Source organism: Haloplanus salinarum (genome assembly GCF_024498175.1).
Taxonomy (GTDB): domain Archaea; phylum Halobacteriota; class Halobacteria; order Halobacteriales; family Haloferacaceae; genus Haloplanus; species Haloplanus salinarum.
Genome location: NZ_CP101823.1, coordinates 23,433 through 46,211, shown reverse-complemented (window position 1 = coordinate 46,211; position 22,779 = coordinate 23,433). Strand labels below are relative to the sequence as shown.

Sequence of the window (22,779 nt, the reverse complement as noted above, 5' to 3'; positions counted from 1 at the left end):
GCGGACCGTCCCTACGACGCGACGAATGGACGACGTTTCTCGACGGACGGCGCTCCGGGCCGGCGTCGGCGCCGCCGGCGTCGCGGTCGGACTCGGAACGGGCGCCGGAACGGGGCGGGCCGCCACCACGGACGGCGTGACCGTCGCCACGCGCAACTGCTATCTGGGCGCCGACCTCTTTCGACTCCTCGGGGCCGCCGCGGAAGGGCCGGACGCGGTCCGCGAGACGGCGGGCGAACTCCTCGCGGCGGTCGACCGCAGCCAGGTCGCGGCGCGACTGGACGCGGTCGCCGCGGAACTCGCCCGGGCCGAACCGGCGCTGGTCGGGATACAGGAGGCGGCGCTGGTCCGGACGGGACCGCCGGGCGGCGACGCGACCGACGTACGCTACGACTTCCGGGAGACGCTCCTCTCGCGGCTCGCGGCCCGCGGGCAACCCTACCGGGTCGTCGCGGCGACGGCCGGGGCCGACCTCACGGTGCCGGCGACGGTGGACGGCGAAGAGCGGACGGTGCGGCTGACCGACCGCGACCTGTTGCTCGCGCGGGAGTCGGTCGAGACGAACGGCGCGACGGCGGACACCTTCGACGCCGCGCTCTCGCTGTCGCGCTCGGACCGGGAGGTGACGATCGAACGCGGCTACGCCGTCGCCGACGCGACGGTCGACGGCCACCGGCTGACGGTCTGTACCACGCACCTCGAATCGGCGTCGGCCGAGACGCGGGCGGCACAGGCGACGGAGACGCTCGACACCCTCGCCGACCGATCGGATCCCGCGGTCCTCGTCGGCGACATCAACAGCGGCCCCGGGGCGTCGACGACGGCGTACGACCGCCTCGTGGAATCGTTCGACGACGTCGGCGACGCGGGCGCGACCTGCTGTCACGCGGCCGACCTCCGGAACGCCGAGCCGTCGCTCGACTCGCGGATCGATCACGTGCTCGTCCGGGGCGGACTGCGGGCGAGCGACGTGCGCCGCGTGGGCGCCGATCCGACCGCCCGCGTCTCCGCCGACGGCGACCGGCTCTGGCCGTCCGACCACGCTGGGGTGGTGGCGACGCTGGTCCCGGGTAGCGAGGCGACCACGACGACCACCGGAACGGCGACGGCCACACCCACCCCGACCGAAACGCCGACGGCGACGGCCACGCCGACGGCGGGCACCGCGCCGGGGTTCGGCGTGCCGGCGGCGCTCGCCGCCCTCCTCGGCGGGGCGCTCGCCGCCCGCGATGACGACTGACTTTTGGGGACCGAGGAGGTAGGGCCGGCGTGCGCAGATTCTCGGCCGACTACCTCCGGCGGACGCGGGCGGGGCTGTGGTCCTCGCGGGAGGCGCTGGACGCACTCGCCCTGTCCGACCGGGAACGGATCCTCGATGTCGGCTGCGGGACGGGCGAACTCACGCGGGTGCTCGCCGAGGAGTCCGGCGGCGAGGTGGTTGGCCTCGACGCCGACCCCGAACTCCTGGCCGTCGCCCGCGCGGAGACCGAGTGCCCGGTCGTCGCCGGCGACGCCGAACGCCTGCCGGTCGCCGACGGGGCGTTCGACCTCGTGACGTGTCAGGCGCTGCTCGTGAACCTACCCGATCCGGCCGCGACGCTCCGGGAGTTCCGCCGCGTCGCGACCGACCACGTGGCCGCCGTCGAACCCGACAACGCCGACGTGGCGGTCGAGTCGACGGTGGACCGCGAGGTCGAACTCGAACGCCGGGTCCGGGAGGCGTACCTCGCGGGGGTCGGCACGGACGTCGCGCTCGGCGAGCGGGCGGTCGACGCCTTCGAGGCCGCGGGCCTCGTCGACGTGACCACCCGGAGACATTACCACCGGAAGGTGATCGAACCGCCGTACGACGAGGGCGACCTGCGGGACGCGACGCGGAAGGCGACGGGGGCGGGGCTGGCCGACCACGAGACGGAACTCCAGCGGGCGGTCGGCGACGAGTACGACGACCTCCGGTCGGCGTGGCGGACGATGGGACGGGAGGTAGTCGAGGCGATGCAGGCGGGTACCTACCGTCGAGCCGAGGTGGTACCCTTCGACGTGACCGTCGGACGGGCGCCGGCGGCGCGAGAGTTCAAATAGGAGGGGGTGGCCAGCACCCCCGTGCCCTGACCGTCGCCGCGGGGCGGGTCGCGGTCGCGTGACGCCGCCGTCCCGCGTGGAGCCGCCGGCGTCACCCGTTCGCTCACACCACGTCGCCGCGGACGGTCCGTCCCGTCCGCTCGGCGCGGCGGGCGCGCATCGCGTCGGCGGCCTCGGTGGCGGTGGACTCGTCCAGCCCGAGCATCTCCAGGGCCCCCGGGAGCGTCGGGAAGGCGAGTTCCCCGCCGCGGAGTTTCGCCATCGCGTCGTCGTCGCGGCGGCCGTCGGCCCACAGACAGACCCCCCGCGGATCGAGGATCTCGCCGTAGGCCTCCCGGGCCATCGCCCCCTTCAGCCGCTGGGTGACGTTGTCGGTGAAGGAGGCGTTGCACACCTCCAGGTGGATGGGTTCGTCGTCGTCGACGAGGTGGGCGGCGAGACAGCGCTCGGGTGCCGCGTGCCCGCCGTCGTTCGCCCGGAGGTGCTCCGGATACGCCGCGGCCCAATCGGCGTCGACGGTCTTGCCGACGCCGGCGACGCCGAACCGTTCCTCGAAGTCGGCCGCGCGGTCGGCGTCGCCGCGCATGAGGAGGTCCTTGGTGACGTACACGTCGAGGCGGTCGAGGGGGTCGAGGCCGAGGGCGACGTCGCCGTACACCCACACCTCGCGGACGGGCACCGGGAGGAGCGCGGGATCGTCGCCGTCGGTCGGTCCGTCGGCCGCAGCCTGGTCCACGCAGTCGACGATTTCGGCCACCCGATCGAGCGCCGCGTCTCGGTCCATCGTCCCCGTTTGCGGCCGCCCGGCCAAAACCGTTCTGGCGGAGACGAAACCGTGATACGGGCCGGCCGGCAACGTGGCGGCGATGGACTGTGACAGGTGCGGCCGCGAGGCGGTGATGCACGCGGCCTACTCGGGGGCCCACCTCTGTGACGACCACTTTCGCGCCTCGGTCGAGAAGCGGGTGCGCCGTCGGGTCCGTGAGGACGGCCTCCTCCCGGCGGACGCCTCGCCCGAGGATCCGGAGACGTGGGTGATCGGCCTCTCCGGCGGCAAGGACAGCGTCGTCCTGACGCACCTCCTGGCCGAGACGTTCGGCCGCGACCCTCGCGTCGAACTCGTCGCCCTCTCGATCCACGAGGGGATCGAGGGGTATCGCGACGAGAGCCTCGACGCCTCCCGGGCGCTGACGGCGGAGCTCGACCTCCGTCACGAGGTGGTGTCGTACGCCGACGAACTCGGCGTCCGCATGGACGACGTGGTCGAGAAGGACCCCGAGGACATGGCCGCCTGCGCGTACTGCGGCGTGTTCCGCCGCGACCTCCTGGAGTCGTACGCCGACGAACTCGATGCCGACAAACTGCTGACGGGCCACAATCTCGACGACGAGGCCCAGACGGCGCTGATGAACTTCTTCGAGGGGGATCTGAAACAGATGGCCAAACATTTCGACGCGAGCCTCGGGCCGTTCGACCGGCGGGCCGAGACGGCACACTTCGTCCCCCGGGCCAAGCCCCTGCGGGACGTGCCCGAGAAGGAGGTGGCGCTGTACGCCCACCTGGCGGACCTCCCCGCCCACATCACGGAGTGTCCGCACGCGAGCGAGGCCTATCGGGGCGAGATCCAGGAGCTGTTGCTCGGCATGGAGGAGGACCACCCCGGGACGCGACACTCGATCATGGCGGGCTACGAGGAACTCGCCGAGTTGGCCGCCGAACGGTACCGCGATGACGACGGGGCCGACCTCGGCGAGTGCGACCGCTGTGGGTCGAGCACGGGCGGCAGGATCTGTCGGAAGTGCCGGCTGGTCGAGTCGATCGAAGCGGTTTGACCTCCTCCCACGGCTTCAGCCGTGGGATTCCCCGAAGGGGAGTTCAAGGTTGCGCGTTTCCTCGGCCCTCAAGTACGCTTTCGCGTGGGGCGTTCGACGGTGGCCGTTCGGTTACGACCCCGAACGTGCTTTCCAGCGCGTACAGCCCGGCCAAACGGGCCTTCCCACCCGGACGCGCCGGGCGCTTCGACGGCCCGAATACCGGTTCGGGCCTCCACGGTCGGGTATTCAGCCAACTGGGTACCACGGGTCGCGTCACCTCGCGTGTTACGCCGTGGACTGGGTTCGGCTTTCTTACCCGGCGGGCTGTGGACGCGAAGCGTCCGTTGGGGTCGAAGACCCCGTGCCACAACCGGGGAACGCCGTCACAACACAGTACGGGAGGGCCAAACTTAACGATTCGGGACACAACTCCCGGCTGGCTGGTGGCCCGTGGATTGTCCCCCCACCGTGTCGGCTTCATCCCACGGCTAAAGCCGTGGGCTTTCGCCTCGAACAACTGTAAGACGCGGTCGCTGGTCGCGTCGAAGACGAACGGAGCTTCGCGGTCGCTACCGGATCACGTCGACGCCGTTACGCTGGTCGACCTGATCGCGACCGCCGTCCGACCAGGATCCTTGCTCCTGGCCGACGTTCTCGCTCGCGTCGAATTCCGAAACGTCCTCGCCGTTGAGACTCCGGCGGGACTTCTCCGCCTGCCGCTGGGTCGACGGACCGAGCACCTGGGCGCTCTGGACGCCGGTCATGATGGCCATGACCCGTACCTTGCCCTTGTACTCCTCCTGGATGCGCGCGCCCCAGATGACGTTGGCGCTCGCCTCCAGTCGCTCGGTGATATTGTTCGCGATACCTTCGGCCTCCTTCAGCGTGAGGTCCGGTCCACCGGTGATGTGGACGAGCCCGCCGGACGCGCCGCGGTAGTCCACGTCCAACAGCGGGTGGTTCATCGCGTCGCTGACGACCTCCTGGGTCTTGTTCTTGTCCTGGGTCTCGCCGACGAGCATCACCGCGACGCCGCCCTGGTTCATGATCGTGGACATGTCCGCGTAGTCCAGGTTGATGAGCGAGGGCTGGGTGATGGTCTCGCTGATACCCTTGACCGTCTCGGCGATGATCTGGTCCATCACCGAGAACGCTTTGCCGATAGGCAGGTTCGGGACGTAATCGAGCAGGCGGTTGTTGTCGAGGACGATGATCGAGTCGGCCTCGCCGCGGAGTTTCTCGAGTCCCTCCTCGGCTTTGACCGTGCGGGCGCGCTCGACGTTGAACGGCGTCGACACCATGCCGACGACGATGGCACCCTGTTCCTTGGCGATCTTGGAGACGACGGGCGCGGCACCGGTCCCGGTCCCGCCGCCCATCCCGGCGGTGACGAACACGAGGTCCGCCTCGTCGAGGACCTCCTTGATCGTCCCTTGGGCCATCTCGGTCGCACGCTCGCCCATCGAGGGGTCGCCACCGGCACCCAGCCCCTGCGTGAGCGACTTGCCGACGAGGATCTTCGTGTCGGCCTCGATCATCTTCAGGTGCTGTTTGTCGGTGTTGATCGCGACCGTCTCGGCGCCGTCGACGCCGATGTTGTACAGTCGGTTGACCGTGTTGTTACCGGCACCGCCGGCGCCGACGATGACGATCCGCGGGTTGCCGAACTCGTCGTCGTCGTCGGCGCCGCGGTCCTCGGCTTCCTCGTGTTCGATGGCGTCTTGGACGAAGCTCTGCATCGTCACACCTTCGCCCAGCTGCGGTTGCGGTTGCGTTTGTCGTCGCGGGACTCGCTCTGTTCGTTGAGCATCTCGCGGACCGCCGAGCGGATGGCCTCGCTTCGGTTCGGGAACTCTCCCGTCTCGACCATCTGTTCGACCTCCTCGATCTGCTGCTTCGGAATTCGTAGTGTCACACGCTCCATGTTTGCATTCCCCCGGTAAGACGGAAGGGGCATCACCCCGCGCACTGTCTTACAGGCTCGAACCGCCCGACTGAGGCCCGCTACCTCCGGAGCGGCCGGTCTGTAAGACGACCGTCTTACGCGAACGTACCAACAGACCAATACCTTATAAAATTAACGGCCGTTGTAAGACAGAGTGGTCCGACGGTCGTAAACGGGAGGGAGAATCGGATTACGCACGGTCCAACACGTCCGCTGCCGGCGTTCGGCGGCCACAGCTCGGACAGAACGCCCAGTCCGAACGGATCTCGTCACCGCAGTCACAGAAGACGCGGTGCGCACCCTTCTCGCCGCAGTTCGGGCAGTAGACGTGCCCAGCGGACATATCCTCGCCACACTGGGAACACGTTTTACGCGATCCCGTCGACGGCGCCGACGGGTCGGGGTCGTCGGCCGCGCGCTCCCGTTGCGTCTTACGCGCCGTCGTCTCGGACTCGCGTTCGACCGACACGTCCGACGGATCGGCGGACACGCCGTCGACGGTGACGTTTACGTTGATCGACGGCGGGTCACGCGGTGCGAACGCACCGTCGGCGAGCAGCGTCTCCAGCAACGCCATCGTGGGATCGCTCGCAGCGTCGTCGTCCCCACCCGCTCCGTGGCCACGCTCCGCCTCGTCGAGGTAGGTGCGCAGGGCGTCGCGCATCACCTCGCTCTTGGAGGCGTCGAACTCCTCCAGACGCTCGACGAGGTCGTCGTCGGCGCGGAACGTGATCTTGCTCATCGTTCCCAGACACGGCGGCGGGTTATTTGAAACCTTGGACGTGTCTGACGTCTGTCTGTCAGTCGTCGGTCGCGACGGCGAGCCGGTCCCGTTCGGCGTCCAGCCACCGCGCCCAGCGGCCGAACACCCAACTGTCGAGCCCGTAGGCGTCGTCGACCGCCCGCACCCAGTCCCCGTCGGTGAACAGGAGCCGCTGGAAGCGCCGAACCCGGGGCGAGAGCGGTCCGCGCGACCCGGCGTAGTGGTCGAGCGTCTCCCGCCGCGCCCGGGCGAGGAAGTCCCGCGGCACCGCGACCCCGTCGGCGGCCGCGGCGTGGGCGAACCACTCGAGGTGGGTCACCGCGGCCGCGAGGGCGAACCGCTCCCGGAGGCCCGTGACGCCCGCGAGCGGCGACCGGCCCGCGACGAGGGCGTCCCGCGGCCGCGGGAACCGGGGCAGGGCGACGGTCAGCCCCGCGGTCGCGGCGACCTCGCGGGCGACCCCTCGAAGCCGACGTTCGAGGAGTCTGGCAGCCGGCCACAGGCCGAGTTCGTACCACGTCGGCATCCACTCGCAGAACGGCTCGGCGAAGACGGCGTCGCCGACCAGGACGCCGACGACGGACTCGGCCTCGCGGTTCGACAGCGTCGCCGGGTCGGTACGGAGCGCCGCGGTCACCCCGTCGCCGTCGACGGCGTCGGCGTCGTCGAAATCCATCCCCGCCGCGACCCGGTGGGTGTAGGCGCGACCGGCCGCGTACCAGTCGGCGGCGTCGGCGGGCGTCTCGATGCCGAGCAGTCGGGCGACGGTCACGGTCCCACTCGTAGCGCCGGCGACCTAACCCTTCCGTGCGACCGCGGGGGTCAAGTGCCTCCGCGCCGACCGTTCGGGAGACCACGCCGTGACAGTCTCCTTCGACCTCTTCGGGACGCTCGTGACGGCGTCGACGCCGGCCGATCCGGCCGCCGCCGTCGCCGCCGAACTCCGGGACCGCGGCGTCATCGTGCCCGAGGACTGGGGCGACGCCTACCGCACGCCCCACCTGGACGCGCCCGACGCCGCGGAGGTTCCCCTCCCCGCCCACGTCGCCGCCGCGCTCCGGAGTCGGGGCGTCGCCCCGTCGGACGGCGTCGTCAGACGCGCCGTCGTCGCCGCCTTCGACCCCGCAGTGACCCGACGCGACGGGGTCGCGGCCGCCCTCGCGGCCGCCGAGACGCGCGGCCCCGTGGGCCTCTGTTCGAACTGTAGCGTCCCGGAACTCGTCCCCCGGACGCTCGTGCGCGCCGACCTCCGGGGGCGGTTCGACGCAGTCGTCACCAGCGCCGCCTGTGGTTTCCGCAAGCCCCACCCGACCCCCTTCGAGACGCTCGCGGGCGAACTCGGCGGCGTCGACCCCGCCTCGCTCGTCCACGTCGGCGACGACCCGGCGACCGACGGCGGAGTCGAGACCCTCGGTGGCACCTTCGTCGACGTCGGCGAGACGCCGCTCGCGGCCCTCGGCGACCGACTGGAGGCCGGACCGTGACCCTCGTCGCCGCGGGGAGCGTCGCCCTCGCCGCGGGGCTCGACCGCCTGATCGCGGAGCCGCCGGCCGCCGTCCACCCCGTCGCCTGGCTGGGACGGGGCCTCGCTCCCCTCGACCGGAACTGGACCCATCCCCGACTCGTCGGCCTCGGCGTCTCGCTCGCCGTCCCCCTCGCCGCCGCCGCGGCCGTCGCCGCCGGCGTCGCCCTCGCCGCCCGCGTCGACCCGCTCGCCGGCGGGGTCGCCGCCGGCCTCGTCTGTTTCGTCTGCACCAGCCGTCGGATGTTGCTCGACGAAGCGCGGGCCGTCGTCGCCGCGAGCGGGGGCGACCTCCCCGCCGCCAGGGAGCGCCTGCGGGCGCTCGCGGGACGGGACGCGACCCACCTCTCGGCCGGCGAGGTGCGCAGCGCCGCCGTCGAGAGCGCGGCCGAGAACCTCGCGGACGGCCTCGTCGCGCCGCTCGCCGGGTTCGCCCTCCTCGCCCCCCTCTCGCTGCCGCTCGCGGCCGCGGCCGCCGCGTGGGTCAAGGCCGTCAACACGCTCGACTCGACGTTCGGCTACCGATCTCACCCCATGGGCTGGGCGCCGGCCCACCTCGACGACCTGGTGATGTGGGCGCCCGCACGCGCGAGCGCCGCCCTCCTCGCCGTCGCCGGGGGTCGTCCCGGGGCGCTCCGGGCGGCCCGGCCGCTGGCACGGCGACCCGCGTCGCCGAACGCCGGGTGGCCGATGGCGACGCTCGCGGTCCTGCTGGGGGTGCGCCTGGAGAAACCCGGGACGTACCGACTCGACGGCGGCGGATCCGGGGGCGACGACCCGCTCCCGACGCGGGCCGACGCCGACCGGGGCGTCGCCGTCGTCGCCCGCGCGGGGTGGCTGGCCTTCGGGGTCGGGGTAGCGGTATCGGCGGCGTGGGCGACGACGGGACCGGGAGCGTGGCCGGTTCCGGGGGTGCTCCCGCCGTGCTGACGGCGATCCGGGGGGCGCTCGCCTTCCTGACGCGCCTGCCCGTCGGCGGCGACGAGGCCGCCTGGGACGCCTTCCGCGCCACCCCCGCGGCCTTCGTCGTCGCCGGCTACGTGGTCGGCGGCCTCGCCGCCCTCCCCTTCCTCGCGCCGATACCGATCCCCACCGCCGTCGCCGGGTACCTCGTCGCGCTCTACTTGCTCACCGGGGTGACCCACGCCGACGGGCTCGCCGACTGCGGCGACGCCGCCGCGGCTCACGGCCCGGCGACCGACCGTCGGGCGGCCCTGAAGGACGCCGAAACCGGCGTCGGCGGCGCGCTCGCGCTGGGGGTGACGCTCGTCGCCCTCGGACTCGGCGGCCTCGGCGTCGCGGGCGCCGGCCCACGGGCCGCCCTTCGTCTCGCCCTCGCCGCGGAGGTGAGCGCCAAGGCGGGCATGGCGACGCTCGCGGCGCTGGGAGAGCCCGGCCACGAAGGCCTCGGGTCGGCGGTCGTCGGCGACGTCTCGGCGGCCGCACTCCTGCCGACGGTCGCCGTCGCCGTCCCCGCGGCCCTCGCTGCGCCGCCCGGGAGCACGCCGGCGCTCGTCGCGGCACTGCTCGCCGGGCCGGCCGCCGCGCTCCTCGTCGGCCGGTGGGCGACGGCGACCCTCGGCGGCGTCACCGGCGACGCCCTCGGCGCGGCGAACGAACTCGGGCGGGTCGCGGCGCTCCACGCGGGGGTGGTGGCGTGGACGCTCTGGTGATGTGTGGCGGCGAGGGGACCCGTCTCGGCGGCGACGCGGAGAAGCCACTCGTCGCGGTGGCCGGGACGCCCATGGTCGACCGCGTGCGCGGGGCGCTCGCGACCAGCCGGGTCGAGCGGGTCCATCTGGCCGTCTCGCCGCTGGCGTCCGCGACCCGCGACCACCTGCGGGCGGCCGACGCCCGCGTCGTCGAGACGCCGGGCGAGGGCTACGTCGCGGACCTCGACACCGCGCTCGACCGGGTGGGGCGGCCGGTGCTGACCGTCGCCGCCGACCTCCCGCTTCTGACCGGATCGGCGGTGAACCGCGTCCTCGCCGTCGCGGAGGGCGGTGACAGGGTCCGCTCGCTGACGGTCGCCGTGCCGGTCGCCCTGAAACGGCGGCTGGGGGTGAGCGTCGACACGGCCTTCGACCACGGCGACCGGCGGCTGGCACCCGCCGGCGTCAACGTCGTCGCGGGAACCGACGACGACATATACGCCGCTGCCGATCCTCGACTCGCCGTGAACGTGAACCGCCGCGCCGACCTGCAGGTCGCGGAGGCGCTGTCGTGACCCGCCTCGTCCTCGTCGCGGGCACGACCGGAACCGCCCGGATCGATGGGATCAGCGCCGCCGGCGCCGACGCCGACCTGCGGGCCCACACGCCGAGCGCCGACGCGGAACTGATCGAGTACGGCCACCTGGTCCGCGCGCCGGTCGTCCCCGTGAGTCCGACGGGGTGTCCGACACCGGCGGCCGTCACCCGCGCGGTCCGCGAGCGCGTGGGCTTCGAGACGCTCGTCGTCGACGCGGGCCTCGCGAAACCGACCGGGGCGCCGACGGTCGGCGTCGGCGCGAAACCCGGTCGCGACGTGCGGGAGGCCGATCCCGTCCCGACCGCGCCGGGGGCGTGGGTGGCCGCCCGAAAGCTGGGTCGGAACCTCCCCGACGACGAACTCGTCGTCGGCGAGACCATCCCCGGCGGGACCACGACCGCACTCGGCGTCCTTCGGGCGCTCGGCGTCGACGCCGCGTCGGAGGGCGGCGCCGTCGTCTCCTCGTCGCTGCCCGAGAACCCGCTGGCGCTGAAAACGGAGGTGATCGAGGCGGCGTTCGAGGCGAGCGACCTGGAACCCGGCGAGGCGGCCTACCGGCCGGAACTCGCCGTCCGCTTCGTGGGCGATCCGGTGCTCGCCGTCGTCGCCGGGCTGACCGCCGGCGCCCTGGAGTCGGGGACGGACGTGATCCTCGGGGGCGGGACGCAGCTGCTCGCGGCGGCGGCGCTGGTGCGACACGCGGGCGTCGCCGACCCGCTGACGCTCGCGTCGACGAGCTACGTCGCCGCCGACGCCGACCTTTCCCTGGCCGCCGACCTGGACTGCGAGACGGTCGTCACCGATCCCGGGTTCGGGGGGCGGGACGACGCGCTCGCCCGGTACGCCGACGGCGAGGCCAAGGAGGGTGCGGGGATGGGCGGGGCGCTCCTCCTGGCCGAGCGGACGGGCGCGCTCGATACCGTCGCGGACGGAACGCTTGAGGTAGTGGAGCGTATTAGCCCTCGCCATGGACCCTGACGCCGTCGCCGACGTGGAGCGTGTCCCCCACGGCGGAGCGTCGGATCCGACGCTGCTGGATTTCAGCGCCAACACCAACCCCGAGCGGCCACGCGGCGTCGCCGGCGTCTACGAGTCGGCCTACGGGGCGGCGACCCGCTATCCGAGCGACGACTACTGTGCCTTCCGGACCGCCGCCGGCGAGTATCTGGGATGCGAGCCGCTGTCGGTCGTGCCCACGGCCGGGGGGAGCGAAGCCCTGCGACTCGCCGTCGAAGTGACGCTCGACCCGGACGACGCCGCCCTCCTCCCGAAGCCGAGTTTCGGCGAGTACGAACGCGAGGTCCGCCTGCAGGGTGCGGAGCCGGCGTTCGTCGACCACGACCGCCTCCTCCGGACCGACCCCGAACCCTACCGGATGATCGTCGTCTGCAACCCGAACAACCCGACCGGCGACGCCTACCCCCGGGCCGACCTCCGGGCGTACGCCCAGGAGTGTCGCGCCGCCGACACCGTCCTGCTCGTCGACGAGGCGTTCCTGGATTTCACCGACCACCGGACGCTCGCGGGCGAACCCGGCGTCGTCGTCGCACGGTCGCTGACCAAGATGTTCGGCCTGCCCGGCCTCCGGGCCGGCATGGCCGTCGCGACCGGCGACCTGCGGGAGCGCCTCGACGCCGCCCGCCCCGCCTGGGGACTCTCCACCCCCGCGGCCGACGTCGGGACCTACTGCCTCCACCGGACGAAGTTCGTCGCCGAGACGCGCGACCGGGTACGCAACGAACGGGCGCGCATGATCGACGCCCTCGAACCCGCATACGAGGTGTGGCCCTCCGACTCCCCCTTCCTCCTCTTGGACGTCGGCGACCGATCCGTGGAGAGCGTGATGGCGGCCGCTCGCGAGGACGGCATCGTCCTTCGCGACGCCACCACCTTCCGCGGCCTCGACTCCCACGTCCGCGTCGCAGTCCGGCGCCCGGACGAGAACGACCGCCTCCTCGACGCCCTGTGAGCCGACCCGCGAAACCGCGAGAATCCGGTTCGTAGCGGCCGCCCCGGTGAACCGGCGGATCCGCCGACGGCACCGATCGGCATGCATAAACCATATATGGCGATATCAAACCCCGGTTCGGGGAGCAAGCGGTCCCGCCGGAGCGCTTTTCCGGGTCACGGAGGTAGCCGAACCGTGTTCGAGACTACCGTCCGCGACGGCGTCGCTCGCCTCGCCCGGCCGGGAACCCGGTGGCTCTCGACCGGCCACGACGGCGGCGAGCGGACCGCGCCCGCGGCGTACAACGTGACCGTCCCAGAGGGCTGGGAGCGGACAGACCTCGCTACCTACGTCGCGGAGCGCCTCGACGCCGCGGGGTTCGACGGTGCGGGCGGGCCGGCGTTGCTGACGGGCGTCGCCCAGCGGCACGCCCGCCGGGCGCGACTGGGATCCGTGGAGGCCGTCGCCACGGCCGGCGTGTCGAACCCCGCGGCGCTCCCGGTCGGGGGCGACACGGGGTCGACGATCCCCGAGGGCGGCGACGACACCGCCGGCCCGGACGGCCCCGGAACGGTGAACGTCGTCGTCGGGACGGCCCGCTCGCTCGCACCGGGGGCGCTCGCGAACCTGCTGACCGTCGCCGCGGAGGCGAAGGCGGCGACGCTGCTCGAACGGGTGGGCGTCCCGGGGACGACGACCGACGCCGTCGTCGCCGCCTGCGACCCGACGGGCGAGGCCGCCGCCTTCTCCGGGAGCGCGACGCCGGTTGGTTCGGCGGCCCGCGCCTGCGTCCGGGACGCGGTGGACGCCAGCCTCGCGTCCCGGTATCCCGACGGGGAGTACGGGCCGCCCGAGTCCGGCGTCCGCACCGACGAGCGGGCGGCGGTGTCGACCCTCACCATTGAAGGCCGACGGCCGCCGAGGGGCGAGGAATGACCGACGACAGCCACCGCGGGGTCGAACCCCGTGCGCCGGCGGAGTTCGGCCTCGTCCAAGCGTGGTGGGGCGACGGCAAGGGCAAGACGACGGCCGCCATCGGCATGGGCGCGCGCGCTGCGGGCCACGGCTACCGCGTCCACCTGCTCCAGTTCATGAAAGGCGGCGCGGCGAGCGTCGAGGACGTCCGCGGCGAGTACGGGGCCATCGAGCAGATCGACGGCTTCTCGTACGAGCACACGGGCCACTACGGCTGGCACGGCTTCGCCGACGGGAGCGACGACGACGACCACGCCGCGAAGGCCCGGGGCGGCCTCGAGCGCGCTCGCGACCTGCTGGCGTCGGCCGCCGACGCCGACCTCACCGAACCCCTGGCGCTCGACGGCGACCCCGAAGCCGGGATCCACATGCTGATCCTGGACGAAGTGCTGTACGCGGCCAACCGGGGGCTGATCGACCCCGCGGAGGTGGTCGGCCTGCTCGACTCGAAGCCGGCGAACCTGGAACTGGTCTGTACCGGCGGCCACGAGCGCCCCGCGTATCTCGACGACCACGTCGACCTGGTGAGCGAGGTCCGCAAGGAGCGCCACCCCATCGACGCCGGCCAGCGCGCGCGAAAGGGGACGGAGTTCTAGCCGAACGGTTTTGGGGATCTGTACCTAGCGAACGGTATGATCCCGCTCGCGGCCTTCCGTGACCTGCTCGACGGTCTCGACACCGCGGAGCGCGCCGCCTTCGTCGCGGCGGTGTACGAGGCCCGCGGGTGGGCCGCCGAGCGCGACGGCGACGAGCACGTCCTGGTGACGCCACCGAACGCGTCCGAGCGGCGGCGGGTTCCGACGACCCTCGACGCCGACCGCCTCCACGAGCAGGTGAGGTACGCCCTCGACGAGGACGCGCGGACCCGGCTGTGCCGGCGCTTCTTCGGCCGGACGCCGACGGAGATAGCCGCGTCGGCGGGCGATCCCGGTGACGACGACACCGCCGACCCGGAGTTCGATCGATCCCCGACAGCCGACCGACCGGAGACCGAGACGGGGTCGTCGTCCCCACGGGAAGGCGGGCGAAGCGGGGTCACCGCACGGGAACCGGGCACGGGAAGCGAGGGGTCGCCCGCCGACGGAAACCCGACGGGGAACGCGAGGGCGGACGACGACGGCGAGCGATCGGCCGTCCCGCGGTGGGTCGTCGTGGGGCTGGCCGTCGTCGTCGTCGGCGGGATCGTGGCCGTCGCGGGCGTGGGGGTCACCGACCCCGGCGGCGGGAACCCGACGGCGCCGACGACCCCGGCCGCGGGAGCGACCCTGGGCGCCGACGACCGGAACGACTCCTCGAGCCCGACCGTCGGCCGGCAGCCGGAGACGAGTGGCTCGACGCCGCCGGGCGTCGACGGCGACGACGGCATCCAGAACGCGTCGGCGCTGGCGGACGCCCACGCCGCCGCGCTGACCGATCGGTCGTACCGACTCCGGATCGTCCACCGGGAGTACGTGGACGGCGAGTTGCGGGGCGTCGCGGTCGAGCGGGTCGCCGTCGCCGAACCGGATCACTACCGGTCGCGGGTGCGGACGCTCGGGACGCTCGAACACGCGACGATCCACGTCGCGGACGTGTCGGCGTACGCCAACGGGACGGCGCGGCACGTGCGCCCGATCGACGGTCGTGACACACCCGAGAGCGCCGAGTTCCGGTTGCTGATGGTGTCCGACACGGGGACGCCGAACCGGTACGTCGACCGGACGCGACGGTACGTGCAGTGGTTCCTCGACGTCGGCAGCTCCCGCGTCGTCGCCACCGGCGAGCGCGGCGGGACCGACGTCGTCACCGTCGTCATCGCGGGCGAGCCGTGGCGGGGTGCGACCGAGATGACGGGGCGAGCCGTCGTCGACGAGGAGGGGCTGGTTCGCGTGATCCACCGGGAGTACACACCGACGAACGACCCGTCGGTCCGGGTGGAGTCGACGATACGCATCACGCCCGGCCCGGTGACGGTGACGCGGCCGGCGTGGGCGGAGTCGACCAACGCCACCACGGTGACGCCCAGGGGTGCCGAGGCGCTGGACGACCACGGTTCGAGCGACCGCCGGGAGCGGGGGTCGGCGTGAGCGACCGCGCCCGGACGCTCCTCGTGGCGGGCACGGCGAGTCACGTCGGCAAGTCGACGGTGGCGGCGGGGCTCTGTCGGCGCCTGGCGGACGCCGGCTACGACGTGGCGCCGTTCAAGGCCCAGAACATGTCCAACAACGCCCGCGCGGTGCCACGGGCCGACGGCGAGGGGTTCGGCGAGGTGGGTGTCTCGCAGTACGTCCAGGCCCGCGCCGCGCGGGTACGGCCGACGACCGACCACAACCCGGTCCTGTTGAAGCCCCGCGGCGACGGCGAGTCACAGCTGGTGATCGACGGCGAGGCCGTCGCCGACGTGCCGGCGACCGACTACTACGACGAGTGGTGGGACCGGGCCCGCGAGGCGGTCGTCGCGGCCCACGACCGGCTGGCGACCGACGCCGACGTGGTGATCGCGGAGGGTGCGGGATCGATCGCCGAGATCAACCTCCACCACCGCGACCTGGCGAACGTCGAGACGGCGCGGATCGCCGACGCCGACGTGATACTCGTCGCGGACGTCGAGCGCGGCGGCGTCTTCGCCGCCATCGTCGGCACCCTCGACCTCCTGCCCGAGGACCTCCGGGAACGGGTGGCGGGGGTCGTGATCACGAAGTTCCGGGGCGACCGCTCGCTGCTCGCCGACGGAGTCGAGACGGTCGAGGAACGGACCGGCGTGCCCGTCCTCGCGGTCCTCCCGTACGACGACCCCGGACTTCCCGAAGAGGACAGCCTCGCCCTGCCGGCGCGGGACGAACGGGGGGTCGTCGGCGACGACGACGGCGTCGAGACCGGCCGGACGGCGACCGTCGCCGTGCCGCGCCTCCCGCATCTCTCGAACGCGACGGACCTCGAACCGCTCGCCGCGGTGCCGGGCGTCCGGGTCGTCTACACGCCGCTCGACGCCGACCTCTCGGCGGTCGGGGCCGGGGGACGCCCGGCCGACGCCGCGGTGTTGCCGGGGACGAAGAACACGGTCGACGACCTGCTGGCGGCCCGGGAGGCGAACCTGGCCGAGCGCTTGCGGGCGGTCACGGGGCCGGTGGTCGGCCTCTGTGGCGGCTACCAGTTCCTCGGCGAGCGGATGGAGGGGGCCGCGATCGAGGGGACGGGCGAGCGCGAGACGGTGCCGGGACTCGGGCTCCTGCCCGTAGTCACGCGGTTCTCCGCGGACAAGCGGGTGGAGCCGGCGACGTGGCAAATCGACGGGACGGGGCCGCTCGCCGGCGCCGCGGGGCGCATCGAGGGGTACGAGATCCACGCGGGCGAGACGCGAGCGACGGGGGCGGTCGGGACCCCCTTCGACGCGCCCGACGGCCGGACGGGCGCCGAGCTCGGCGCGACGGCGGGGCGGGTCCTCGGCACCTACCTCCACGGCCTGTTCGCGAACCGGGCGGTCCGGGAGGCGTTCGTCGACGGCCTCTACGCCGGGCGGGACCGGGAGCGCCCCGAGCGGACCGACGCCGGCGACGCACCGTCGCCGTACGACCGGGCGGCGGCGCTGGTCGACCCCGTCGACCTCGGGGTCGTCGGCCTCGACGACCGCTGACGGCGACCGAACGTTTAACCGGGGAGGTGCGCAACTCGTCGCCGATGGTCGAGGCGTTCGCCGTGGCGAGCGGCAAGGGCGGGACGGGGAAGACGACGAGCACGCTCGCGCTCGGCATGGCGCTCGCCGCGGACCACGACGTGACCGTCGTCGACGCGGACACGGGGATGGCGAACCTGCTCTTTCACGCCGGCCTCGACGACGCGCCGACGACCCTGCACGACCTGTTGATCGAGGGAAAGGAGGTCTCCGTCGACGACGCGGTGTACGAGCGATTCGGGATGAAGGTCGTCCCCTGCGGGACGGAGCTGGCGGCGTTCCGAGCGGCCGACCCCGAACGCCTCCGGGACGTGGTGGCGGAGCTGGCCGCCGACACCGACGTCCTTCTGCTGGACTCGCCTGCGGCGCTCGGCTCGAAGAGCGCCGTCCTCCCCGTGGTGCTCGCGGATCGGACGGTGATCGTCCTCCAGCCGACGATCCCCGCGCTCTCGGACGGCCTGAAGGTCCAGGAGTACGCCCGGTCCTACGGCACGGAGACGGCGGGGACGCTGTTCAACCGCGTCCGCGACGAGGCGGGGATCGAACGGGTGGCCGAGCGGGCCGAGCGCTACTTCGGCGGCGAGACGCTCGGGGTGATCCCGGAGAGCGACGCCGCCCGCGCGGCCCGAACGGCGGGGGAGCCGCTGTTGGCCCACGCGCCGGACACGCCCGCGTCGCGGGCCTTCCGCGAGGCGGCGAAGCGACTCGACGTGCGCGACGGGGCGAGCGGGAGCGGCGACGTGGCGGATCGTTTCAGGAGCGCGGTCGTCCCGGAGGAAGTGTGACCGTCGGCCGATGAGGATCCCACGCGGCGACCTGCTCCGGTCACGCGTCGTCGACGACCCCGGGACGACGCTTTCGACCGCCCTCGACCGACGCCTCACGGGCTACGCCGTCTTCGAGCCACAGGACGCGGTCCTGCTCGACGACGAGACCCGCGGCGTGCTCACCTTCGAGGCGGGGATTCCCACCCTCGCGTACTGCACCGACACCGACCGCGGCGGGGCGGACGCCCTGAACGACCTCGCGGGGCCGGGACCCTACAGCGTCGACCTCTACGAACTCGACCGGACGGACCTGGCCGAGGCCCACGGGGCCGACGACCTCCGGGTCCCGCCGGGACTCCCCGCCGAGCGACTGACCGCCGACCGCGACCTCGTGACCCGCACGCGGGAGGCGGCGCCGGACGAACGCCTCGGCGACGACGCCGACGCCGTCGCGACGTTCCTCGAGGACGAGGCCGGGATCGAGGCCATCCGCGAGCAGGCCCGGGCGGAGGCCCGCGCCCGCGCCGAGGAGTGGGGGCTGACCGACGCCCTCGACGACTGAGTGCCGTACCGCCGGTCCGCGGAACGGAATGCCGGGATCACCCACAGCTATACCATCGGGCGACATAGGGAACGGCAGCGACGGACGGACCACCATGCAAGGCAACTCTCTCCCCGACACGACCGGAACGTACGATCCCGAGACGGGAGCCTACGTCGTCGACTACCACGAGACGAGCGACGTCGAACTGAGCGTCACCGTCGTCCACGCGGTGCTCGAAGTGACCGAGAAGGATCCGACGGAGGTCGACCTCAACGCGGTCGTCCAGCCGGACGCGCTGAACCGCATCTTCGGCCGCCTCCCCGACGGGACGTCCCGTGTGGGCGGGACGCTCACGTTCGAACTCGCCGGCTGCCGGGTGACGGTGACCGGCGACGGCGAGGTGTGCGTCGACCCGACCGCGTAGTCAGCCGTCGAACGACCCGTTCAGGTGTTCTTCGAGTCGCTCGGTGCCGCGCGCGACGTCGGAGAGCGTCACCCGTTTCTCGGAGCGGTCGAACACCACCAGCCCGGCTTCGGCCAGCCGCGGCACGTGGACCGAGGCCAGCGCCGTGAACGCCCGGGTTCGCTCCGCGTCGGTGGGGTCGTCGGTTCCGTTCTCCCAGGTCGCCAGCCGCGAGGCCAGCCGGTCGAGGGTCGCCTCGTCGTCCTCGAACAGCGAGCGGAGCACGAACCGCCGCCGGGGGTTGCGGAGCAGTTCGTGGAGCGTGTGGGTATCGAGGGCCGGTGGCGCCACGTCGTCGTCGAGCACCCTGTCGAACAGCGGCCGGAGCGTGTCGACCGTCCGCTCGTCGGTCGTCGACGCGTCGGCGCGGACGACCAGCGTGGCGTCGATGCCCGTGACCGTCTGGCTCAGCAGGTGGAGGAACTGAAACGTCGGTTCGAGGTCGCCCGCCTCGACGAACGGGCCGAGGTCGTCGACGTAGACGACCGTCTCGCGGTCGGTGTCGGCCCAGTCGTCGAGATAGAGCGTGACCGCCGTCCCGAGTCGCTGGAGGTTCCCGGGATCGGACATCGTGGTCACCGTGACGTCGTGTCCGGGGAGCGACCGGCGCGACGGCGCGTCGTCGTCCTCCGCCGTGGCGGCCGAGCGGGCGAACTCCCCGAAAGAGATCAGCCCGAACGCCGCCGGGAGCGTTCGGTGAGCCGTCCGCCACTCGTCGACGACGGCCGTCGCCGAGCGCTCGGCGGACACCACCAGTACCTCCGCCGCGTCGGGTGTCACGTCCAGCCGATCGAGCGCGCCGCTCCCGCCCGAACCGGACAACAGTAACGTCGTGGCCGACCGATCGACGGATCGTTCGTCGCTCGGCTGGCCGCTGTGCGTACCCCCCATGACCCTGTCATCACCCCATTGAACCGAGAGGTGCATAAAGATGCGGTCGCCCCGTCGATCAGCCGTCGTCCGCCCGGGGTTCGAGGCGCGTCCCGTCCCGGGGACAGTAGTCGACGGCCGGGTCGCGGGTGACGAACCCACAGGCCGGGCACTCGTCGGCGGGCGGGTCGTCCGAGCCGCGAAGGAGCACGGGAACGAACGGCAGGAGGAGGAACACGAGGAGCGTCTCGAAGTAGTACCACGCGGCGACGCTCAGGGCGAGGCTGGCGACCAGGCCGACGGCGGCCGTCGCGGTTCGCGAGCCGACCATGTCGACCTCATAGGGGCTATCGTAACTATCCATGAATTCTCGCCGGACCGCCCCGGCGAGAATCCATGATGACTGCCGATACTCCCTATCAGCCGTCGGCCGGCACGCGGTCCCGGGCGGTGTCGGCCTCGCCCGGCGGGTCGGTCAACACGTCGATCCGGGTGACCCACTTCACCCGCTCCCAGCAGTCGGCGTCGGGCACCAGGAGGCGGACGGGGCCGCCCCGCTCCGCCGGGATCGGCTCGCCGTCCAGCCGGACCGCGAGCAGCGCCGACCGGAGGCGGTCGAGGGCGAAGCCACAGGCGTACTCGGGATCCACGGAGTGCACCAGCGCGTGGGCCGCCGCCGCGTCGGGGGCCGCCCGGTCGACGAGCGTCCCGACCCTGACCCCCTGCCACGCCCGCTCCGTCGCCGTCTCCCCCGCGCAGGCCGTCGACGACCGCATCGCGTCGTCGGCCGCGAGGGCCGCCGCGGACACCGACAGCGGGTCGGCGACGGCGCCGTCGACGGTCAGCGTCCAGCGATCCGGATCGGCGTCGGCCGGTGGCTCCGAGTGCGACATCGGACCGAAGCAGGCGGCCCACGACCTTAGCCCTTCGGCCCACGACCGACCGCCACGAACCGGTTCGGGGCCCGAGCGCCGCCGATCCGAAAGATACACACACGTCTAATTAGATGTAATTACCAAGATGAGCGATCGAATCGTGCGGTCGGCCCTGGCGACGCCCCGGGACGTCGACTACCTGCTCGCGGCGATGGGCCTCGCGCTCTTCGGGGGCATCGCAGTCGGTATCGTCTCCGCGTTCCCGCTACGGGTGGCCGCTGGCGGTGGCTCGCTGCTTGCGGCCTGTCTCTTCGTGGTCTGTCTGCTCCGGTTCCCCCGCTGATCACCGGCGTCGGGCGACGGCGCCGACGCCGGCGAGCAGGGCCAGGACGCCGACCGGCGCGAGGGGGAGGTCGAACGGGCCGAGGAACGGCACCGGGACGCTGACGCTGGCGCCGAGCGGTCCTAGGGGAACGACGACGCCCAAGAGCGGGATGCGGAACCCGCCGGCTCCGTCGTCGTCGGCCGCGGCGGGCGTTCCCGTCCGGGCAGCCTCGCTGTCGCCGTCGTCGCCGTCGTTCGTGTCGGGTGGCGGCGCCGGCTCGTCGGCCGGGGCGGTCACCGTCGTCGAGTTGAGGTACTCCACGCCGCTGGCGTCGCGGACGCGAACCCGGACGCGCGTCTCCTCCTCGAGGCCGTCCAGTCGGGTGGCGAACCGCCCGTCGGGACCGATCTCGACCGGCCGAACGTCGACCAGCCGCTCGGTGTCGGGGTCGAGCGTCTCGACGCTCGCGTCGGCGGGCTGGCCGCCCGTGATCCGGCCGCCGACCGAGACGGTCCGTCCCTCCACGTATCCAGTCCGGCGGTCGCTGATGGTGACGTTCGGGGCGAGATACGTCGACAGCGCGTCGCTCCGGAGTCGCTCGTTGAGCGCGGTGTCGTTCGCGCCGATCGTGACGTTGTCGGCGCCGGGCGGGTGATACACCGTCGTATCGAAGTCGATACGCTTCCGGTCGGCGTCCGGAACCGTCGGCCGCCGGAACACCATCCGGTGACGGACGACGAGTGAGTCGTCGTCTTTCACGTGGACGGTCCCGCCGGGATAGACCGTACAGAGTTCGTCGTCGCCCTCGAAATCCAGCACGTCCGCGGCCGCACAGACGTCCATCCCGTCGAGTTCGTCGGCGTCGACGTCCGCTTCGATCTCGTCGAGCGTCAGGATGGTGTCCTCGATCCAGACGTCGTGGACCTGCACGGCGTCGCTGACCGTCCCCTCGACGTGGAGACGCGTGGGCGACCGGTAGCGGACGCGGGTCACGTTCACCGTCGGCGCCGTCCCGTCGTCGACGGCGACGACGACGTGGTAGACGGCCACGTTGCCGAGGACGTCCTCGACGGTGATCCGGAGGTAGTTCTCACCGAGCGCGAGCGTCAGCGTCTCGTTGAACGAATCGCCCGGCGAGGGGAGGAAGTGCCTGTCGAGTCGGTCCGGGAACCCGTCGCCGTCGACGTCGCCGGTCGGCACCTCGACGCTGGGGTGGATCGGCGCTCGGTCGACCGGGTCGAATGTGAAGTCCTCGCCGCCGTCCTCCCGCCCGCCGACGGGGGCGTACTCGTAGGCGTGGTCGATCCGAACCGCCCGGATATCGGAGTGGTCGTCGATGGTCCCCGCCACCGTCAGCGTGGAGTTGGAGACGGTGCGGTCCGGTACCTCCGTGAGCGTGCTGACTGCGTCGCCGTCGACGACGAACACCGGTGTCGTCGTGCCGAGACGATCCAGGGTCTTGGTCTCGTAGCCGGTCGGCGCGCCCTGAAGGGGCGACGCGAACGTCACCGAGGGGGCGCGGTCGTCGCGGACCACCGTCGCCGAGTGGGTCGTGACACCCCCGCCCCTGACGACGACCGAGATCCGGTGGTCGCCGTTTCGCAGGTCGAGGACCACGTTCTCCTCGACCTCCCGGGTCGACGGCTCGAAGGCGTGTCTCGTCTCGCCGTCGACCCTGATCTCCACCAGGCTGACCGTCTCCCCGGCCGGGGCCGTCGCGCTCACCGTCAGCCACGGGTCGCTCGACGTGTGGTGGACCTCGCCGAGGTCGAGCGGCGATCCGTCGGCGGTGACGTGCACCGCCGGGGATCCGTCGGTCTGGGCCGCGACGGGCGCCCCGAGGGCCGCGACGCCGGCGCTCGTGAGGAGCGCGAGGGCGACGGCGACGACGACTGTGCGTTGCATCGGGGACCGTCCTCGTTCGGAGCCGTGGGCGGGGTGACTTATGAGTGGTACGGCCCAATTATCAACCGATGGAGCCGGG

26 protein-coding genes are annotated in these 22,779 nt (G+C 72.8%); 17 read left to right on the top strand and 9 right to left on the bottom strand.

Annotated elements, in window-relative coordinates:
* Window positions 1–25: 25 nt before the first annotated feature.
* Window positions 26–1,240: an endonuclease/exonuclease/phosphatase family protein gene (locus NO364_RS00280; RefSeq protein WP_157689504.1), complete on the top strand. Its 1,215-nt coding sequence runs from the start codon at window positions 26–28 to the stop codon at window positions 1,238–1,240.
* 29 nt (window positions 1,241–1,269) lie between these two features.
* Window positions 1,270–2,082 (top strand): class I SAM-dependent methyltransferase, encoded by an 813-nt coding sequence (locus tag NO364_RS00275; protein ID WP_257628238.1) that lies wholly within the window; start codon window positions 1,270–1,272, stop codon window positions 2,080–2,082.
* Window positions 2,083–2,185: 103 nt separating this feature from the next.
* Here the strand turns inward: NO364_RS00275 and NO364_RS00270 are convergent, their stop codons facing one another.
* Complete coding sequence (locus NO364_RS00270; RefSeq protein WP_257628237.1) at window positions 2,186–2,866, bottom strand: DUF7095 family protein; 681 nt, start codon at window positions 2,864–2,866, stop codon at window positions 2,186–2,188.
* 82 nt (window positions 2,867–2,948) lie between these two features.
* Between NO364_RS00270 and ncsA the strand changes: the two genes are divergently transcribed.
* Window positions 2,949–3,914: a tRNA 2-thiolation protein NcsA gene (gene ncsA, locus NO364_RS00265; RefSeq protein ID WP_257628236.1), complete on the top strand. Its 966-nt coding sequence runs from the start codon at window positions 2,949–2,951 to the stop codon at window positions 3,912–3,914.
* Between the two features lie 551 nt (window positions 3,915–4,465).
* Here the strand turns inward: ncsA and ftsZ are convergent.
* The 4 genes from ftsZ to NO364_RS00245 form a co-directional block, all read right to left on the bottom strand.
* Window positions 4,466–5,635 (bottom strand): cell division protein FtsZ, encoded by a 1,170-nt coding sequence (gene ftsZ, locus NO364_RS00260; RefSeq protein WP_157691124.1) that lies wholly within the window; start codon window positions 5,633–5,635, stop codon window positions 4,466–4,468.
* Between the two features lie 2 nt (window positions 5,636–5,637).
* On the bottom strand, window positions 5,638–5,820 hold the full coding sequence (locus NO364_RS00255) for a ribbon-helix-helix domain-containing protein (RefSeq protein ID WP_157689508.1): 183 nt from the start codon (window positions 5,818–5,820) through the stop codon (window positions 5,638–5,640).
* Window positions 5,821–6,031: 211 nt separating this feature from the next.
* Entirely contained in the window at window positions 6,032–6,583 is a 552-nt protein-coding gene (locus NO364_RS00250) for a double zinc ribbon domain-containing protein (protein ID WP_157689509.1), read from the bottom strand.
* Window positions 6,584–6,641: 58 nt separating this feature from the next.
* Window positions 6,642–7,376 carry a DUF8116 family protein gene (locus NO364_RS00245; RefSeq protein WP_199243783.1) on the bottom strand — a complete coding sequence of 245 codons (735 nt, stop codon included), beginning with the start codon at window positions 7,374–7,376 and terminating at the stop codon, window positions 6,642–6,644.
* Between the two features lie 88 nt (window positions 7,377–7,464).
* Between NO364_RS00245 and NO364_RS00240 the strand changes: the two genes are divergently transcribed.
* The 13 genes from NO364_RS00240 to NO364_RS00180 all read left to right on the top strand — a co-directional run bounded on the left by NO364_RS00240 (window position 7,465) and on the right by NO364_RS00180 (window position 18,686).
* On the top strand, window positions 7,465–8,088 hold the full coding sequence (locus NO364_RS00240) for an HAD family hydrolase (protein ID WP_157689510.1): 624 nt from the start codon (window positions 7,465–7,467) through the stop codon (window positions 8,086–8,088).
* Window positions 8,085–9,056, top strand: a complete 972-nt coding sequence (locus NO364_RS00235) for a CobD/CbiB family cobalamin biosynthesis protein (RefSeq protein ID WP_257628235.1) — start codon at window positions 8,085–8,087, stop codon at window positions 9,054–9,056. The genes NO364_RS00240 and NO364_RS00235 overlap by 4 nt, the downstream gene beginning before the upstream one ends.
* Window positions 9,050–9,799 (top strand): adenosylcobinamide-GDP ribazoletransferase, encoded by a 750-nt coding sequence (cobS, locus tag NO364_RS00230; RefSeq protein ID WP_257628234.1) that lies wholly within the window; start codon window positions 9,050–9,052, stop codon window positions 9,797–9,799. Before NO364_RS00235 ends, cobS begins: the two co-directional genes overlap by 7 nt.
* Window positions 9,799–10,353: an NTP transferase domain-containing protein gene (locus NO364_RS00225; RefSeq protein WP_157691130.1), complete on the top strand. Its 555-nt coding sequence runs from the start codon at window positions 9,799–9,801 to the stop codon at window positions 10,351–10,353. The genes cobS and NO364_RS00225 overlap by 1 nt, the downstream gene beginning before the upstream one ends.
* The gene (locus tag NO364_RS00220) at window positions 10,350–11,354 is read left to right on the top strand and encodes a nicotinate-nucleotide--dimethylbenzimidazole phosphoribosyltransferase (RefSeq protein WP_257628233.1); all 1,005 of its coding nucleotides are present in this window, start codon (window positions 10,350–10,352) and stop codon (window positions 11,352–11,354) included. Before NO364_RS00225 ends, NO364_RS00220 begins: the two co-directional genes overlap by 4 nt.
* Window positions 11,344–12,345 carry a threonine-phosphate decarboxylase gene (locus NO364_RS00215; protein ID WP_257628232.1) on the top strand — a complete coding sequence of 334 codons (1,002 nt, stop codon included), beginning with the start codon at window positions 11,344–11,346 and terminating at the stop codon, window positions 12,343–12,345. The genes NO364_RS00220 and NO364_RS00215 overlap by 11 nt, the downstream gene beginning before the upstream one ends.
* A gap of 174 nt (window positions 12,346–12,519) precedes the next feature.
* On the top strand, window positions 12,520–13,260 hold the full coding sequence (locus tag NO364_RS00210) for an adenosylcobinamide amidohydrolase (RefSeq protein WP_199243785.1): 741 nt from the start codon (window positions 12,520–12,522) through the stop codon (window positions 13,258–13,260).
* Window positions 13,257–13,895 (top strand): cob(I)yrinic acid a,c-diamide adenosyltransferase, encoded by a 639-nt coding sequence (locus NO364_RS00205; RefSeq protein WP_157689515.1) that lies wholly within the window; start codon window positions 13,257–13,259, stop codon window positions 13,893–13,895. Before NO364_RS00210 ends, NO364_RS00205 begins: the two co-directional genes overlap by 4 nt.
* 36 nt (window positions 13,896–13,931) lie before the next feature.
* Complete coding sequence (locus NO364_RS00200; RefSeq protein ID WP_257628231.1) at window positions 13,932–15,365, top strand: hypothetical protein; 1,434 nt, start codon at window positions 13,932–13,934, stop codon at window positions 15,363–15,365.
* A complete protein-coding gene (locus tag NO364_RS00195) occupies window positions 15,362–16,912 on the top strand; it encodes a cobyric acid synthase (RefSeq protein WP_257628230.1) in 1,551 nt (516 codons plus the stop codon). Before NO364_RS00200 ends, NO364_RS00195 begins: the two co-directional genes overlap by 4 nt.
* A 44-nt stretch (window positions 16,913–16,956) precedes the next feature.
* A complete protein-coding gene (locus NO364_RS00190) occupies window positions 16,957–17,736 on the top strand; it encodes a nucleotide-binding protein (RefSeq protein WP_157689518.1) in 780 nt (259 codons plus the stop codon).
* A gap of 10 nt (window positions 17,737–17,746) precedes the next feature.
* A complete protein-coding gene (locus NO364_RS00185) occupies window positions 17,747–18,280 on the top strand; it encodes a DUF8054 family protein (protein ID WP_157689519.1) in 534 nt (177 codons plus the stop codon).
* A gap of 94 nt (window positions 18,281–18,374) precedes the next feature.
* A complete protein-coding gene (locus NO364_RS00180; RefSeq protein WP_257628229.1) occupies window positions 18,375–18,686 on the top strand; it encodes a HalOD1 output domain-containing protein in 312 nt (103 codons plus the stop codon).
* Here NO364_RS00180 and NO364_RS00175 read toward each other — a convergent pair whose 3' ends face one another.
* Genes NO364_RS00175 through NO364_RS00165 form a run of 3 tightly spaced genes read right to left on the bottom strand, consistent with a single transcriptional unit; the run spans window position 18,687 to window position 20,488 of the window.
* Entirely contained in the window at window positions 18,687–19,616 is a 930-nt protein-coding gene (locus NO364_RS00175; RefSeq protein ID WP_157689521.1) for a DUF7504 family protein, read from the bottom strand.
* A gap of 58 nt (window positions 19,617–19,674) precedes the next feature.
* Complete coding sequence (locus NO364_RS00170; protein WP_257628228.1) at window positions 19,675–19,959, bottom strand: hypothetical protein; 285 nt, start codon at window positions 19,957–19,959, stop codon at window positions 19,675–19,677.
* Window positions 19,960–20,014: 55 nt separating this feature from the next.
* Complete coding sequence (locus NO364_RS00165) at window positions 20,015–20,488, bottom strand: molybdopterin-dependent oxidoreductase (protein ID WP_157689522.1); 474 nt, start codon at window positions 20,486–20,488, stop codon at window positions 20,015–20,017.
* A gap of 127 nt (window positions 20,489–20,615) precedes the next feature.
* Here NO364_RS00165 and NO364_RS00160 point away from each other — a divergent pair, with 127 nt between their 5' ends.
* A complete protein-coding gene (locus NO364_RS00160) occupies window positions 20,616–20,813 on the top strand; it encodes a DUF8015 family protein (protein ID WP_157689523.1) in 198 nt (65 codons plus the stop codon).
* Here the strand turns inward: NO364_RS00160 and NO364_RS00155 are convergent, their stop codons facing one another.
* Window positions 20,814–22,700: a hypothetical protein gene (locus tag NO364_RS00155; protein WP_257628227.1), complete on the bottom strand. Its 1,887-nt coding sequence runs from the start codon at window positions 22,698–22,700 to the stop codon at window positions 20,814–20,816. It lies immediately after the preceding gene.
* Window positions 22,701–22,779 lie beyond the last annotated feature (79 nt).